The organism is Burkholderia torrens (genome assembly GCF_984668525.1).
In genome coordinates, this window is the sequence record NZ_OZ480211.1 from 2,094,153 (window position 1) to 2,108,695 (window position 14,543).

Here is a 14,543-nt window from a genome sequence, read left to right on the forward strand (position 1 = left end):
GGCGCATGCAAGGCCAATCAACGATCGGCGCGCGGATTCGGCCATGTTTTCAAAGACTTGAACAGGCGGGCCGATACGAGAGCCCGCCCGTCGGCTCGTTTTTATCGGGGTCCGAAGGCAAGCCGGGCACGCGGCGGCGCGCAACGGGCGCCGCGCCGTCACTCGCTGCGCGTGCCGGAGAGCCGCGTGTCGAGCGCAGCCTTGAACGCTGAGAGCGCCGACGGCTCGGCGTCCGTCACGGCCCACCACGTCATCCCCGCCGCATCCCAGCGGTCGAGCGAGTAGCCCTGCGACACGGTCGAATACGGGGCCGCGGGCCCTTCCCCGGCCGGCCGCACGTAGACGTCGATCACGTGCTGCCGGTACCGGTAGACGAGCACCGCGACGCGGCGCCGTCCGACGTAGTCGAGCCGGCCGCCGACCAACGCGAAGCCGTTCGCCGCGAGATCCTCGACCGGCGGCGCATAGTCGAGCCGGCCGTTGAACCACGGCTTGACCGTGTGGCGGTCGGTCGAGATCACGTCGATGTCGCGCGCCGACAGGTCGGCCCGCACGTGGCTCGACACGAGTTCGTCGACGGTGCGGTCGGTGTCGGCGTGGCGCGCGGACAACGTCATCCCGCCCGCCGCCGCGAGCGCCACCAGCAGCGCGACGCCCCAGCCGAGCCCCGGCCATGCGGCGACGCCCGGCCCGGTGCCGGCCGTGGCCGGGCGTGCCGACCCGCCACGCCCCGGCAGCCAGGGAAACCAGCCGCGACCGCGCGGACGCGGCGGCGACTTCGGCTGCGATCGAGGCTCGGGCCGCGACTCCGCCGGAGCCGGCTCGCGAACGAGCGCATCGGCCGCGGCCGGCAGGCTGGCCAGGATGCTTGCCCGCAACGCATCCGGCGCACGGTGATAATCGGCCTGCCGCACGGCCTGCACCAGCGTGACGATCCGCGCGCGTTCGCGGCGGCACGCGCCGCACTCTTCGACATGCTGCTGGACCCGCAACGCATCGGGCGCCGACAGCTCGCGGTCGACGTCCGCGTCCAGCAACGCTCGCGCTTCGTTACAGTCCATCGATAGCCTCCGATGCGGTTCCGCCGGCCGGCGCACGGCCCGGCCTGCCTTCGGGCGCCGGTGCCGGCGCGCCGCCCAGCAGCGCGGCGAGCTTGCGCCGGCCGCGCGCGAGCCGCGACATCACGGTGCCGACCGGCACGTCCGCGATCGCCGCGATCTCGCGGTAACTCAGGTCCTCCATCTCGCGCAGCACGAGCACCTCGCGATATTCGGGCGGCAACTTCGCGAGCGCCGCGTTCACGAGCCGCACATTCTCGCCGCGCAGCAGGTGCGCCAGCGGATCTTCCGTCGCCGGCTGCCAGTCGTCGGGCACGTCGGTGTCGTCGAGCGTGTCGGGCAGCGCGACCTCGTGCGCATGCGTGCGGCGCCGCCACTCGGTGTACCAGGTGTGGCGCACGATCGTCAGCAGCCACGGCCGCGCGTTGTCGCCGCGACACGAATCGACGAAGCGCAGCGCGCGCATGCACGCGTCCTGGACGACGTCGTCCGCGTCGCCGGCATTGCCGCTCAGCCAGCGCGCGAGGTTGTACGCGGCGTCGAGATGCGGCAGCACGAGCACGCGAAACCGCTCGCCGCGCGCGACCGCGTCGTCTGCCCCCCGTTCATCGACCGCCTGTCCGGCTTGCCCCACATGGCCTCCCTGGTCCCGGCGGCCGATGCCGCGCCCGTTCCGCGCACGGCGCCCGGACAGACCGGCAACGTGCACGCTCGACGACCATACCGTTGCTGCGTCGAGTTTATTCCCGCGCCGGGCGCACGATGCGTAAAAAAATCGCCGGAGCGCGCCTGCCTCCCGTTACGGCGTGGTGCTCCAGTAGCCGGGGCGCGCATAGGCATCGCGCAGGTAGTCGATGAAATAGCGCACGCGCGCCGGCACGTAGCGCTGCTGCGGATACACCGCGAGGATGTCGTAGCCGGGCAGCGCGTATTCGTCGAGCACGGTCTCGAGCTCGCCCGCCTCCAGCTGCGCGGCGATTTCCCAGGTCGAACGCCAGCCGAGCCCGAGCCCTTCGGCCACCCAGCGGTGCAGCAGCTCGCCGTCGTTGCAGTCGAGGTTGCCGGCCACGCGCATCGTCGCGATCTTGCCGTGGCGCTGGAAATACCAGCCGCGGTTCTGCCCGCCCTGCAGGTTGAATGCGAGGCAATTGTGCTTCAGCAGGTCGTCGAGCGACTTCGGCCGGCCGTGCCGGCGGAAATAGTCGGGCGTGCCGCACACGACGCGCCGGTTCGACGCGAGCTTCACCGCGACGAAGTTCGGATCGACGGCGCCGCCGATCCGGATCGACAGGTCGTAGCCTTCGCGCACGAGGTCGACGACGCGGTCGGTCAGGTTGAACGACAACTGCATCTCGGGCTTGTCGACCAGAAAGCCGGGCGCGTGCGGCGCGACGTGCTTGCGCCCGAACGCGGCCGGCGCCGATACGATCAGGTGCCCGCTGACCGCGCGCCGCCCGGCGGCCAGCTCGTTCTCGGCCTGGTCCCATTCGGACAGCAGCCCGCGGCACCGCTCGAGGAACGCGGCGCCCTCCTCGCTGACCACCAGCCGCCGCGTCGAGCGGTACATCAACTTCACCCCGAGGCGCTTCTCCAGCGCATCGATGCGCCGCCCGAGCACCACCGGCGAGACGCCCTCCTCGAGCGCCGCCGCCGCGAGGCTGCCGGCGTCGGCCACCCGCACGAACGTCTCGATCTGCTTGAAGCGATCCATCTCCTGTCTCCGTCTCTGTTCCAGCCCCGGCGGGAAGCCCCGTCTGGCCGTCATTCCATACTTTTAGTTTCGAAATAAGCGACTCCGGCTGATCTTATCAAACCTTTCCTGCATCCCTAAAGTGTCCCCAACAGACCCGATCGCAAGATCCGCCACATTCAAGGAGACATTCATGGCCAAGATGAGAGCCGTCGACGCAGCAGTGCTCGTGCTCGAGAAAGAAGGCATCCAGACCGCGTTCGGCGTGCCGGGCGCGGCGATCAACCCGTTCTACTCGGCCATGCGCAAGTCGGGCGGCATCAGCCACGTGCTGGCGCGCCACGTCGAAGGCGCATCGCACATGGCCGAAGGGTTCACGCGTGCCGCGCCCGGCAACATCGGCGTGTGCATCGGCACGTCGGGCCCCGCCGGCACCGACATGATCACCGGTCTCTACTCCGCCTCCGCCGACTCGATCCCCATCCTCGCGATCACGGGCCAGGCACCGCGCGCCCGCCTGTACAAGGAAGACTTCCAGGCCGTCGACATCGAGTCGATCGCGAAGCCCGTCACGAAGTGGGCCGTCACCGTGCGCGAACCGGCGCTCGTGCCGCGCGTGTTCCAGCAGGCCTTCCACCTGATGCGATCGGGCCGTCCGGGCCCGGTGCTCGTCGACCTGCCGATCGACGTGCAGCTCGCCGAAATCGAATTCGACATCGACACGTATGAACCGCTGCCGGTCTACAAGCCCGCGGCCACCCGCGCGCAGGTCGAGAAGGCGCTCGCGATGCTCAACGACGCGGACAAGCCGCTGATCGTGTCGGGCGGCGGCGTGCTCAACGCGGCGGCCGAAGACCTGCTCGTGCAGTTTGCCGAAACGATCGGCGTGCCGGTGATCCCGACGCTGATGTCGTGGGGCGCGATTCCGGACGATCACCCGCTGATGGCCGGCATGGTCGGCCTGCAGACGTCGCATCGCTACGGCAACGCCACGATGCTGGCATCGGACTTCGTGCTCGGCATCGGCAACCGCTGGGCGAACCGCCACACGGGCAGCGTCGAGGTCTACACGAAGGGCCGCAAGTTCGTGCACGTCGACATCGAGCCGACCCAGATCGGCCGCGTGTTCGGCCCGGATCTCGGCATCGTGTCCGACGCGAAGGCGGCACTCGAGCTGTTCGTCGCCGTCGCACGGGAATGGAAGGCCGCCGGCAAGCTGAAGGACCGCGGCGCATGGGTCTCGGAATGCCAGGCGCGCAAGCGCACGCTGCAGCGCAAGACCCACTTCGACAACGTGCCGGTCAAGCCGCAGCGCGTGTACGAAGAGATGAACAAGGTGTTCGGCCGCGATACCTGCTACGTCAGCACGATCGGCCTGTCGCAGATCGCCGCCGCGCAGTTCCTGCACGTGTTCAAGGCACGCAACTGGATCAACTGCGGCCAGGCCGGCCCGCTCGGCTGGACGATCCCCGCCGCGCTCGGCGTGCGTGCTGCCGACCCGAGCCGCCCGATCGTCGCGCTGTCCGGCGACTACGACTTCCAGTTCATGATCGAGGAACTGGCGGCCGGCGCGCAATTCAAGCTGCCGTACGTGCACGTCGTCGTGAACAACTCGTACCTCGGGCTGATCCGCCAGGCCCAGCGCGCGTTCGACATGGACTACTGCGTGCAGCTCGCGTTCGACAACGTGAACGCGCCGGAACTGAACGGCTATGGCGTCGACCACGTGGCCGTCGCGGAAGGCCTCGGCTGCAAGGCGCTGCGCGTGTTCAAGCCGGAAGAGATCGAGCCGGCGCTGCGCCAGGCGCAAACGCTCGCGGAAGAGTTCAGCGTGCCGGTGGTCGTCGAAGTGATCCTCGAACGCGTGACGAACATCTCGATGGGCACCGAAATCGACGCGATCAACGAATTCGAGGATCTCGCCGAAAAGGCCGAGCACGCACCGACCGCGATCTCGATGCTCGACTGAACCGCACGACATTTTTGACTGACCGACCGAAGAGGCTTAGCTCATGCCGAAGTTTGCTGCAAACCTGACCATGCTGTTCAACGAAGTGCCGTTCCTCGACCGCTTCAAGGCGGCCGCGGACGCGGGCTTCGACGCCGTCGAGTTCCTGTTCCCGTACCCGTACTCGAAAGAGGAACTCGCCGAGCGGCACGAGACGCATCGCCTGCGCCTCGTGCTGCACAACCTGCCGGCCGGCAACTGGGACCAGGGCGAACGCGGCATCGCGTGCCTGCCCGATCGCGTCGGCGAATTCCAGGAAGGGGTCGGCCGTGCGATCGAGTACGCAAAGGCACTGAAGGTGCCGCAGCTGAATTGCCTCGTCGGCATCCCGTCGGCCAGCACGGCGCGCGACAAGACCTTCGTCACGATCGTCGACAACCTGCGCTTCGCGGCCGACGCGCTGAAGCGCGAAGGCATCCGCCTGCTCGTCGAGCCGTGCAACCGCTTCGACATCCCGGGCTTCGCGCTGAACCGCTCGTCGGAAGGGCTCGACGTGATCCGCGCGGTCGGCTCGGACAACCTGTTCCTGCAGTACGACATCTATCACATGCAGCGCATGGAAGGCGAACTGGCCGCGACGATCGAACGCAACCTCGCGTCGATCGGCCACGTCCAGCTCGCGGACAACCCGGGCCGCAACGAGCCGGGCACGGGCGAGATCAACTACGCGTTCCTGTTCGCGCTGCTCGACCGGCTCGGCTATGCCGGCTACGTCGGCTGCGAATACAAGCCCCGTACCACCACGACGGAAGGCCTCGGCTGGCTGCAGAGCGTTGCCGGCTGCGCACCGGGCTCGGCGCGCCGCGCCGCCTGAGAAGCGCCCTTCCCGTTTTCAGCCCTATAGGAGACTTTCACATGGCAACCATCGGTTTCATCGGCCTCGGCATCATGGGCGCGCACATGGCGCGCAACCTGCTCAAGGGCGACCACCAGCTCGTCGTGAACGGCGCGTTCCCGATTCCCGACGACCTGCGCGCGAGCGCGAAGGTCGTCGCGAACTCGACCGAAGTCGCGCAGAACGCGGACATCATCATCGCGATGGTGCCGGACACGCCGGACGTGCGTAACGTGCTGTTCGCCGACGACGGCGTCGCGAAGGGCCTGACGGCCGGCAAGCTCGTGATCGACATGAGCTCGATCTCGCCGCTCGACACGCAGGCATTCGCGAAGCAGATCAACGCGCTCGGCTGCGACTATCTCGACGCGCCGGTGTCCGGCGGCGAAGTCGGCGCACGCGAAGCATCGCTGACGATCATGGTCGGCGGCCCGGAGAAGGCCTTCGAGCGCGCGAAGCCGCTGTTCGAGAAGATGGGCAAGAACATCACGCTCGTCGGCGACAACGGTGCGGGCCAAACCTGCAAGGTCGCGAACCAGATCATCGTCGCGCTGAACATCGAGGCCGTCGGCGAAGCGCTGCTGTTCGCCGCACGCTCGGGCGCCGATCCGGAACGCGTTCGCCAGGCGCTGATGGGCGGTTTCGCCGCATCGCGCATCCTCGAAGTGCACGGCGCGCGGATGACGAAGCGCACGTTCGATCCGGGCTTCCGCATCGAGCTGCACCAGAAGGACCTGAACCTCGCGCTCGACGGCGCACGCAAGCTCGGCCTCGCGCTGCCGCACACGGCAAGCGCGCAGCAGCTGTTCAGCGTGTGCGCATCGCACGGCGGCAAGGCATGGGATCACTCGGCACTCGTGCGTGCGCTCGAGATCATGTCGAACTTCGAGATCGGCCAGACGCCGGCCGCGTAACGCGACTGCCGCAACGCGCGTTTCCGCTGCAATGGCGGAGGCGCGCGACAGACATGCGCGACCCGGCTGCGGCCGGTCGCATCGATGCGCGAAGACACGCGCATCACGGTGGGGCGCCCCGCCCCGCATCGCCAACGGCATGCGGAACGGGGCGAAAAACGCCGCTCTGGGCTGAGAGCGGCGTGGTGGGGTCCGCAGCGGCACCCGGCGGCGCCGGGGAAGCCTTGGTCGGTCAGACGTCGTCGTCGGGTGTCCGCCTGTCGGATTTCGCGTATTACATTTCTTTACGTTCGAGCGCGCGATTTTTCATGCAATCGTCGCGCTGAACGCCTACACTTTCGCCACGCCTTTCGAGAAAACCGCCGCGCTTGCGATCACTGTCGGTGATCGCGCCCAGCGCGGTGTTTTTTTCGCCACTTCACGGCGCGTTTTCTTTTCAACCACCTAGGGAGTGCAGCGATGGGTCTTCTTTCGTTTATCAAAGAGGCGGGTGAAAAACTGCTGGGTCATGCCGACGCGCAAGCGGCGGAAGATCCGAATGCCGCGAACCAGACCGCGGCCGATGCAATCAAGAATTACATCAACTCGCAAGGTCTCGACACGTCGAACCTGACCGTCGCGTTCGACGGCGCGTCGCGCACCGTCACGCTGTCGGGCAGCGTCGCCGACCTCGACACGAAGGCGAAGGTCAAGGTCGCGGCCGGCAACGTGCAGGGCGTCGCGGGCGTCAACGACGACGATCTGCAGCCGGACGATCCGGAAGTGCAGTATCACGACGTGAAATCGGGCGATACGCTGTCGGCGATCGCCAAGGAAGTCTACGGCGACGCGAACAAGTATCCGGTGATCTTCGAAGCGAACAAGCCGATGCTGTCGAGCCCGGACCGGATCTATCCGGGCCAGAAGCTCGTGATTCCGCCGCAGTCCTGAGCATTTCCGCTCCGACCGACGCAAAAAAGGCAGGCCGATATGGCCTGCCTTTTTCATTGGGCGCCGCGCGCCGCCCGATCGGTGCGGATCGGCTACAGCGTATCGAATGCGCGCTGCAGCGCGTCGCGATCGTGAATGCCGTTCGCGAGCGCGAGCATCAGCAGCACGCGTGCCTTGAACGGATTCAGCGAGCCTGCGCTGACGAAACCGAGCGCATCGTCGTTCGCGGCGCCGTTGCGCATCACATGCCCCGACCCGACGCGCGACGCACGGACCACCGCCACGCCCGCGTTTGCCGCATCGACGAGCGCCGCCTGCAGCGTCGCGTGGATCGACCCGTTGCCGGTGCCCGCGACGACGAGGCCGCGCACGCCGGCGGCAACCAGCGCGTCGACGGCCGTGCGCGTCACGCCCGCATAGCTCGTGACCACTTCGACGGGCGGCCAGGCCGCGGCGATCGCCAGTTGCGTGTCGCGCGAACGCGTGGCGCGGCGCGCGAATTCGACGCGTCCGTCCTGTACCCAGCCGAGCGCGCCGAGTTCCGGCGACTGGAACGCGTCGACCGCATAGGTGCTCGTCTTCACGATGTCGCGCGCGCCGTGGATCCGGTTGTTGAACGCAACCAGCACGCCCTGCCCGCGCGCGTCTGGATGGCCGGCCACCGTCACCGCGTTCAGCAGGTTCAGCGGGCCGTCGGACGACAGCGCGGTCGCCGGCCGCATCGCGGCCGTCAGCACGACCGGCTTGTCGCCTGTCACGACCAGATGCAGCGCGTACGCGGTTTCCTCGAGCGTGTCGGTGCCGTGCGTGATCACGATGCCGTCGATCGCCGGATCGGCCATCAGCGCGTCGATACGCGCGGCAAGCGTGTTCCACAGCGGCAGCGCGAGATCCTTGCTGTCGATGCTGGCGATCTGTTCGGCGTCGATGCGCGCGACCGACGCGAGCGCCGGCACCGCGTCGACCAGGAAACTGACGCCGAGCGCGCCGGCCTGGTAGCCGGCCGTGCTGGCCGCGTCGGGCGCGGCACCGGCGATCGTGCCGCCGGTGGCGAGCACGGCAATGCGCGGCAGCGCCGCCGCGGATGAAGATGATGCGGAGTTCGGTGTATTCATGGCCGCGATTGTAATGGCTCGCGGCCGGGTTCCGGCAGGTTCCGGCGCAGCGGCCGGTGCCGGTGGCCGCGCGTCATGGTTTGTCCCGATCGTCCGGTCGCGCGCGCCGTCAACGGCTGTGGCGTCCGCAACGTTATAGAAAGTGCCGTTTTGGTGTTTTCACATTGATTTGCCATAATCGGAACGCACGGTGCGATGCGACCCTATCCGCAGCGCGACGTGCTTCGTGACGGCGTCGATAACACGCAATTCACCCCATGGGAGTGTCGAAATGAAAATCCAATCGCTCGTAGCCGCAGTGCTTCTCGGCGGCATGCTGGCTTCCCCCGCATTCGCGGCGAACAGCCAGCAGGACAAGATGAAGGCCTGCAACACCCAGGCAGCCGGCAAGACGGGCGACGAACGCAAGGCGTTCATGAAGGACTGCCTGTCGGCGAAGCCCGCGAAGGCGATGACGCAGCAGGAAAAGATGAAGGCGTGCAACACGCAGGCCACCGGCAAGAAGGGCGACGACCGCAAGGCGTTCATGAAGAGCTGCCTGAGCAGTCAGCCGGCCGCCTGAGTTCCGGCGCTCCCGTACGAATGCCGCGCACCGCTTCGGCGGGCGCGGCATTTTCGTTTTCGTTGCACGCGCATCGACATACGCGTTTCCCGCCTGATTTCCCCCTTCCCGCCCCGCTTTTCCGGCCCGCCGCCACATGGTGCGGCAATTCGCCGCGTTTTCTTCTATGATGGCTGCAACGCGGCCCATCCAAGACCAAGAAGCGCCATCGGGCCGCCCTCGAGACGGACGCGCACGCGCGTCAAACGGAGGCCTGGATGGCATGGAGACAACACCGCTGGTTCCGCCGCTGGCTGATCGTGATCGTGTTCTGGGCCGTGCCCGTCGCGATCGTCGCCGTCCGCGAGATCCGCGAGGAAATGGCCTACAACAAGGCGGACCTGCAGCTCGCGCTGACCACCTGGCAGCTCACCGACGCGCAGCAGGCCGCCGGTGCGGCCGCGAAGTGCCACGGGGATCCTGACGAGGCACGCGCGGCCGGCTGCCCGGCCGACGTGCTCGCCGCCAACGCACCGCGCCAGCAGGCGGCCCGCGACGAATACGTGGTGCGCCGCAATACGCTCGCCGGCTATCTGTGGCACGCGTTCGTCGGCTACTGGGTCGTCCCGGCCGTGTTCCTGTTCGCGTGCGGCGTCGTGATCGCGCTGATCCGTCGCGCGCTGCGCCGCCCGCCGATCAAGCCGCCCATCCCGCCGGTCACGCACTGACGTGCACCGCCGACGCCTACCGCCCGCCCGCCCGATCGATCGTCAAGCGCCCCGCGCACCGACCGCGCGCGGGCGCGCCCCACGCGCCGGCGCCGCTTCGTCCGTTGGCGCGCCGCGACATCCCCGAGCGATTTGACGCTTTTTCACGTGCCGACGAAAAGAGGCTGTAATCCGCTGTGATATAACTGCCGACGTGATCCGCTCCCTGAGCGAGACTCACTCCGAACATCATCCGATGGAGAAGAACGATGCAAAAACGGAATCTTGTGCTGAAAGCCGCCGCGGCGCTCATCGTCGGTAGCCTCGCGCTCACCGGTTGCACCACCACTCCGGACAAGCCGGACAACGCCGCGACCAACGCGTCGAAGCGTCAGTCGATCGACGCGAGCGTCGACGCCACGCTGTCGCGCATGTACTCCACGGTCAAGGGTTCACGCGAACTCGTCGCGAAGTCGCGCGGTGTGCTGGTGTTCCCGGAAGTGATCCAGGCCGGCTTCATCGTCGGCGGCCAGTCCGGCAACGGCGCACTGCGCGTCGGCGGCAGCACGGTCGGCTACTACAACACGTCGTCGCTGTCGGTCGGCCTGCAGGCCGGTGCGCAGTCGAAGGCGATCGTGTTCCTGTTCATGACGCAGGAAGCGCTCGACGAATTCCGCGGCTCGGACGGCTGGGCAGCCGGCGCCGGCGCATCGGTCGCGCTCGTGAAGATGGGCGCGAACGGCGCGGTCGACACGACCACGGCCACCGCGCCGGTCCAGGTCGTCGTGCTGACGAACGCAGGCCTGATGGGCGACGTGTCGATCAACGGCACGAAGGTCACGAAGCTCAAGATCTGACGCTGACGCACCACCCGTGCGCGCCGCGCGCGGGCCATGCGCAAACGGCGATGTCCTTGCGGACATCGCCGTTTTTTTATCCGTCCGCGTGCTGCGTCAGGGCGTTCAGGTCGTCGAGTCGATCACCTTGAAGCGCGAGCGCTTCTGCGCACGGATCACCGACTGGTAGACGTCGACGTACTGCTGCGCCATCCGGCGCGACGTGAAGCGCTCCTCGAAGCGCTGCCGCACGCGCGCACGCGGCAGCAGGTGCAGCCGGTTCACGGCAGCGACCGCGCTGATTTCATCCTCGACGATGAATCCCGACACGCCCTCGTCCACCACTTCGGGCACCGCGCCGCGATTGAACGCGATCACCGGCGTGCCGCACGACATCGCCTCGATCATCACCAGGCCGAACGGCTCCGGCCAGTCGATCGGAAACAGCAGCGCATGCGCGCCCGACAGGAACGCTGCCTTCTGGTGATCGGCGATCTCGCCGATGTATTCGACGTGCGGCAGCGCGAAGAGCGGCTTGATCTCGCGGTCGAAGTACTCCTGGTCGGCCGCGTCGATCTTCGCGGCGATCCGGATCGGCAGCCCGCACTGGCGCGCGATGCGGATCGCGGTGTCGACGCGCTTCTCCGGCGAGATGCGGCCGAGGAACGCCAGATAGCGCGGCTCGACGGGTTGCGGCATGTACAGCGTGTCGGGCAGCCCGTGATAGACGGTCGTCAGCCATTTCGCCTGCGGCAGCGGCTGGCGCTGCGAGTTCGAAATCGAGATCACCGGCGCCGTGTTGAACGTGTCGAACACCGGCTGCTGCTCGGGCAGGTCGAGCCGGCCGTGCAGCGTCGTCACGTACGGCGTCTCCTGCCGGTTGAAGACCGAGAACGAGTAGTAGTCCATGTGGAAATGGAGCACGTCGAAATCCTTCGCGCGGCGCGCGACCGTCTCCATCAGCAGCATGTGCGGGGCGACGCGGTCGCGGATGGACGAATCGAGCCGCAGTGCGCGCGGCCAGACGGGCTCGAGCTTCGCCCGCGTCGTCGAGTCGCCGCTCGCGAACAGCGTCACGTCATGGCCGAGCTCGACGAGCGCCTCGGTGATGTAGGACACGACGCGCTCGGTGCCGCCGTACAGCTTCGGCGGCACGGATTCGGTCAGCGGGGCGATCTGCGCAATTCTCATGGTCCACGTCTCCTGTGTCCTGTCCCTCGCGGCACGGCCGGCGGGCGCTTGCGCCATGGCGCGCCCCCTCCCCATGCAGCGCTGGCCGGCAAGGCGCCGGCCGGATATCCCGTCATTATTCGCGATCCCGGTGCCCGGAACCGCCCGTCTTGCATTTTATGGGCGTTGTTACAGGCAGGATACATTCCGTTCGCCGGGCCGGGCGCCTCGCATCGGGCGCGGCCGGGCCGATCCGCCCCCTTTAACCATGCAGGCGGACGCACGTGCTGCCCGGCGCGTCAACGCGACGGCCACTTCCAGGCCGGCAGGTCGCGCGTGTCGGCATCGACGAGCGTGGTCGCGCCGAGCTGCTTGTCGAGCACCAGCGATTCGCAGCCGGCCTCGCGCTCGAGCGTCGCGATGAGACGCGCCGCGTGCGACACGACGAGCACCTGCGAACGCTGCGCCGCCTGCGCGATCAGGCGGCCGAGCGCCGGCAGCAGATCGGGATGCAGGCTCGTCTCCGGTTCGTTCAGCACCATCAGCGCGGGCGGCCGCGGCGTCAGCAGCGCGGCCGCGAGCAGCAGGTAGCGCAGCGTGCCGTCGGACAGCTCAGCCGCCGCCAGCGGCCGCAGCAGCCCCGGCTGGCGCATCAGCACGTCGAAGCGGCCACGGCCGCCCGGGTTGTCGATCTCGACCGACGCGCCGGGAAACGCGTCGTCGATCGCCGCATCGAGTGCCACCGCGTCGCCGATTTCGCGGATCGTCTGCAGCGCGGCGGCCAGGTCGGCGCCGTCGTCCGCGAGCACCGGCGTATGGGTGCCGATGTGCGACTGCCGCGCCGGCGCCTGCGCGTCGGTCCGGAAATGGTCGTAGAAGCGCCACGAGCGGATCCGCTCGCGCACCGCGATCATCTCGGGTGCGCCGGTCGGATCGGCGAACTCGGTCATCATGCTGTCGAAGCTCGCGACCGGCTGCGGAATCGTCTGCCAGTCGCCCGACGCCGTGCGTGCGCGGATCTGCGCGCCCTGCCGGTCGACCAGCAGCGTCGACGGGCGCAGCAGCGCGCCGCCCCAGATGCATTCGCGCTTGACCACCGGGTCGAGCGCGAACTGCGAACCGCTCGGGACCGGCAGGCCGAGATCGATCGAATAGCCGAAATCGTCGCACGCGAAGCCGAGCTTCAGGCTCACGGGGCCCTTGCGCACCGTGCCGGTGACCGGCGCATCGCCGACCAGCATCGCGCGCGAGAAGCGTTCGGGGCCGGCCCACAGCGTCGACGGCAACCCGCCTTCGCGGGCGAGCGACGGGATCACGCGGCCCTGCGCGGTGTCGGCGAGCAGGCGCAGCGCGCGATACACGCTCGACTTGCCGCTGCCGTTCGGCCCCGTGACGACGTTGAGCGCCGCGAGCGGCACGATCAGCTCGCGCAGCGAGCGGTAATTGGCGATGGCGAGCGTCTTCAGCGCGGTCATGGGAACGGAGAGGGGAAGGACGGGCACCGGGCCGCGTTCAGCGGCCTTCGACGGCCTGCGGATCGGCTGCGGTGTTGGCCGCGGTGCTGGCGGCTGGCGCCCGCGCGTGCGGCCGTTCGGGATTCGGCGCGTCCGGCGCCGATTCGTGCGGATACAGCTCCATCCGGCTGCGCGGCAGGCATTGCGGATAGCGGTCCTGCAGGTACGCGATCAACCCTTCGCGCACGCGGCAGCGCAGATCCCAGCACGACGACGAATCGGCCGCACTGACGAGCGCACGCAACTGCATCGTGCGCTCGGTCGCGTCGGTCACCTGCAGCACCTGCACGCGGCCGTCCCACTCGGGCGCCGCATGGACGAGCCGCGCGAGCTCCTCGCGCAGCGGCGCGAGCGGCGTGCGGTAGTCGACCGACAGGTAGACGGAGCCGATGATCTCCGAGCTGCTGCGCGTCCAGTTCGTGAACGGGTTCTCGATGATCCATTGCAGCGGCACGACGAGGCGCCGCTGGTCCCACAGCCGCACCGACACGAACGACCCGGTGATTTCCTCGATGCGCCCCCACTCGCCCTGGATCACGACCACGTCGTCGAGCCGGATCGGCTGCGTGAGCGCGATCTGCAGCCCGGCGATCAGGTTGCCGAGCACCGGCCGCGCGGCGATACCGGCAACCAGCCCCGCGACACCGGCCGACGCCAGCAGGCTCGCGCCCACCTGGCGCACGTTCGGGAACGTCATCAGCGCGGCGCCGGTGCCGATGATCACGATCAGCACCATCACGGTCCGCACGAGCACCTTGGCCTGCGTATGGATGCGTCGCGCCTGGAGATTGTCGGCCGTATCGATCGGATGGGCCTGGATGATCGCGTCGCCGACGCCGGCCGCGAGCCGCACCAGCAGCCACGTGAGCGACACGATCGAGCCGACCGCGGCCGCGGTGCGCATGCCGCCCACGAACGACATGCCGTCGTCCGCCTGGACCCACAGGAATTCGAGCGCCAGCAGCGCGAGTACGACGAGCGACGGCTTGTCGATGTAGCGCAGGATCGCGCTCATCAGCGGATACGGCTGCGCGATGCGCTTGACGATGCGTGCGCCGAGACGGTGCACGATCGTGACGACCAGTACGACGATGACCGACACGGCCAGCGTGCCGAGCCACGAATGCAGCGGCGCATCGGCGATGCGCTGCAGTTCCTCGATTGAAATCATCGTCGCCCTTGGGTGATGAGGCGAACGCGCCTCGTCCTGGATGCGTCGGCGACG

14 protein-coding genes are annotated in these 14,543 nt (G+C 68.3%); 7 read left to right on the forward strand and 7 right to left on the reverse strand.

The genetic code is table 11. From position 1 onward, the window contains the following. Window positions 1–158 precede the first annotated feature (158 nt). The 3 genes from AC5LXX_RS09600 to AC5LXX_RS09610 form a co-directional block, all read right to left on the reverse strand. Entirely contained in the window at window positions 159–1,061 is a 903-nt protein-coding gene (locus tag AC5LXX_RS09600) for an anti-sigma factor family protein (RefSeq protein ID WP_493409325.1), read from the reverse strand. Next, the gene (locus tag AC5LXX_RS09605) at window positions 1,051–1,692 is read right to left on the reverse strand and encodes an RNA polymerase sigma factor (protein WP_493409326.1); all 642 of its coding nucleotides are present in this window, start codon (window positions 1,690–1,692) and stop codon (window positions 1,051–1,053) included. Before AC5LXX_RS09605 ends, AC5LXX_RS09600 begins: the two co-directional genes overlap by 11 nt. A 165-nt stretch (window positions 1,693–1,857) precedes the next feature. Then, window positions 1,858–2,769: a LysR family transcriptional regulator gene (locus AC5LXX_RS09610; protein ID WP_493409327.1), complete on the reverse strand. Its 912-nt coding sequence runs from the start codon at window positions 2,767–2,769 to the stop codon at window positions 1,858–1,860. Window positions 2,770–2,941: 172 nt separating this feature from the next. Here AC5LXX_RS09610 and gcl point away from each other — a divergent pair, with 172 nt between their 5' ends. The 4 genes from gcl (at window position 2,942) to lysM (ending at window position 7,435) form a co-directional block, all read left to right on the forward strand. Beyond that, complete coding sequence (gcl, locus tag AC5LXX_RS09615) at window positions 2,942–4,717, forward strand: glyoxylate carboligase (RefSeq protein WP_493409328.1); 1,776 nt, start codon at window positions 2,942–2,944, stop codon at window positions 4,715–4,717. Between the two features lie 43 nt (window positions 4,718–4,760). Further along, window positions 4,761–5,570 (forward strand): hydroxypyruvate isomerase, encoded by an 810-nt coding sequence (gene hyi, locus AC5LXX_RS09620; RefSeq protein ID WP_493409329.1) that lies wholly within the window; start codon window positions 4,761–4,763, stop codon window positions 5,568–5,570. A gap of 41 nt (window positions 5,571–5,611) precedes the next feature. Next, a complete protein-coding gene (locus AC5LXX_RS09625) occupies window positions 5,612–6,505 on the forward strand; it encodes a 2-hydroxy-3-oxopropionate reductase (RefSeq protein ID WP_493400890.1) in 894 nt (297 codons plus the stop codon). A 459-nt stretch (window positions 6,506–6,964) separates the two neighbouring features. After that, window positions 6,965–7,435 (forward strand): peptidoglycan-binding protein LysM, encoded by a 471-nt coding sequence (lysM, locus tag AC5LXX_RS09630; RefSeq protein WP_124450352.1) that lies wholly within the window; start codon window positions 6,965–6,967, stop codon window positions 7,433–7,435. A 92-nt stretch (window positions 7,436–7,527) separates the two neighbouring features. Here lysM and AC5LXX_RS09635 read toward each other — a convergent pair whose 3' ends face one another. Further along, window positions 7,528–8,550 carry an asparaginase gene (locus AC5LXX_RS09635; protein ID WP_493409330.1) on the reverse strand — a complete coding sequence of 341 codons (1,023 nt, stop codon included), beginning with the start codon at window positions 8,548–8,550 and terminating at the stop codon, window positions 7,528–7,530. A gap of 271 nt (window positions 8,551–8,821) precedes the next feature. On the opposite strand from AC5LXX_RS09635, the gene AC5LXX_RS09640 reads away from it, so the two are divergent. From AC5LXX_RS09640 to AC5LXX_RS09650, 3 genes are all read left to right on the forward strand, one after another. Further along, window positions 8,822–9,112 carry a PsiF family protein gene (locus AC5LXX_RS09640; RefSeq protein ID WP_034181226.1) on the forward strand — a complete coding sequence of 97 codons (291 nt, stop codon included), beginning with the start codon at window positions 8,822–8,824 and terminating at the stop codon, window positions 9,110–9,112. 257 nt (window positions 9,113–9,369) lie between these two features. After that, window positions 9,370–9,819 (forward strand): hypothetical protein, encoded by a 450-nt coding sequence (locus AC5LXX_RS09645; protein WP_493409331.1) that lies wholly within the window; start codon window positions 9,370–9,372, stop codon window positions 9,817–9,819. Window positions 9,820–10,067: 248 nt separating this feature from the next. Next, window positions 10,068–10,655, forward strand: a complete 588-nt coding sequence (locus tag AC5LXX_RS09650; protein WP_059233959.1) for a BPSL1445 family SYLF domain-containing lipoprotein — start codon at window positions 10,068–10,070, stop codon at window positions 10,653–10,655. A 105-nt stretch (window positions 10,656–10,760) separates the two neighbouring features. Here the strand turns inward: AC5LXX_RS09650 and AC5LXX_RS09655 are convergent, their stop codons facing one another. The 3 genes from AC5LXX_RS09655 to AC5LXX_RS09665 all read right to left on the reverse strand — a co-directional run bounded on the left by AC5LXX_RS09655 (window position 10,761) and on the right by AC5LXX_RS09665 (window position 14,489). After that, window positions 10,761–11,825, reverse strand: a complete 1,065-nt coding sequence (locus tag AC5LXX_RS09655) for a glycosyltransferase family 4 protein (protein ID WP_493409332.1) — start codon at window positions 11,823–11,825, stop codon at window positions 10,761–10,763. Window positions 11,826–12,103: 278 nt separating this feature from the next. Continuing rightward, entirely contained in the window at window positions 12,104–13,279 is a 1,176-nt protein-coding gene (locus tag AC5LXX_RS09660; RefSeq protein ID WP_493409333.1) for an AAA family ATPase, read from the reverse strand. A 37-nt stretch (window positions 13,280–13,316) separates the two neighbouring features. Next, window positions 13,317–14,489, reverse strand: coding sequence for a mechanosensitive ion channel family protein (locus AC5LXX_RS09665; RefSeq protein ID WP_493409334.1), 1,173 nt, complete (start codon window positions 14,487–14,489; stop codon window positions 13,317–13,319). Window positions 14,490–14,543: the final 54 nt, after the last annotated feature.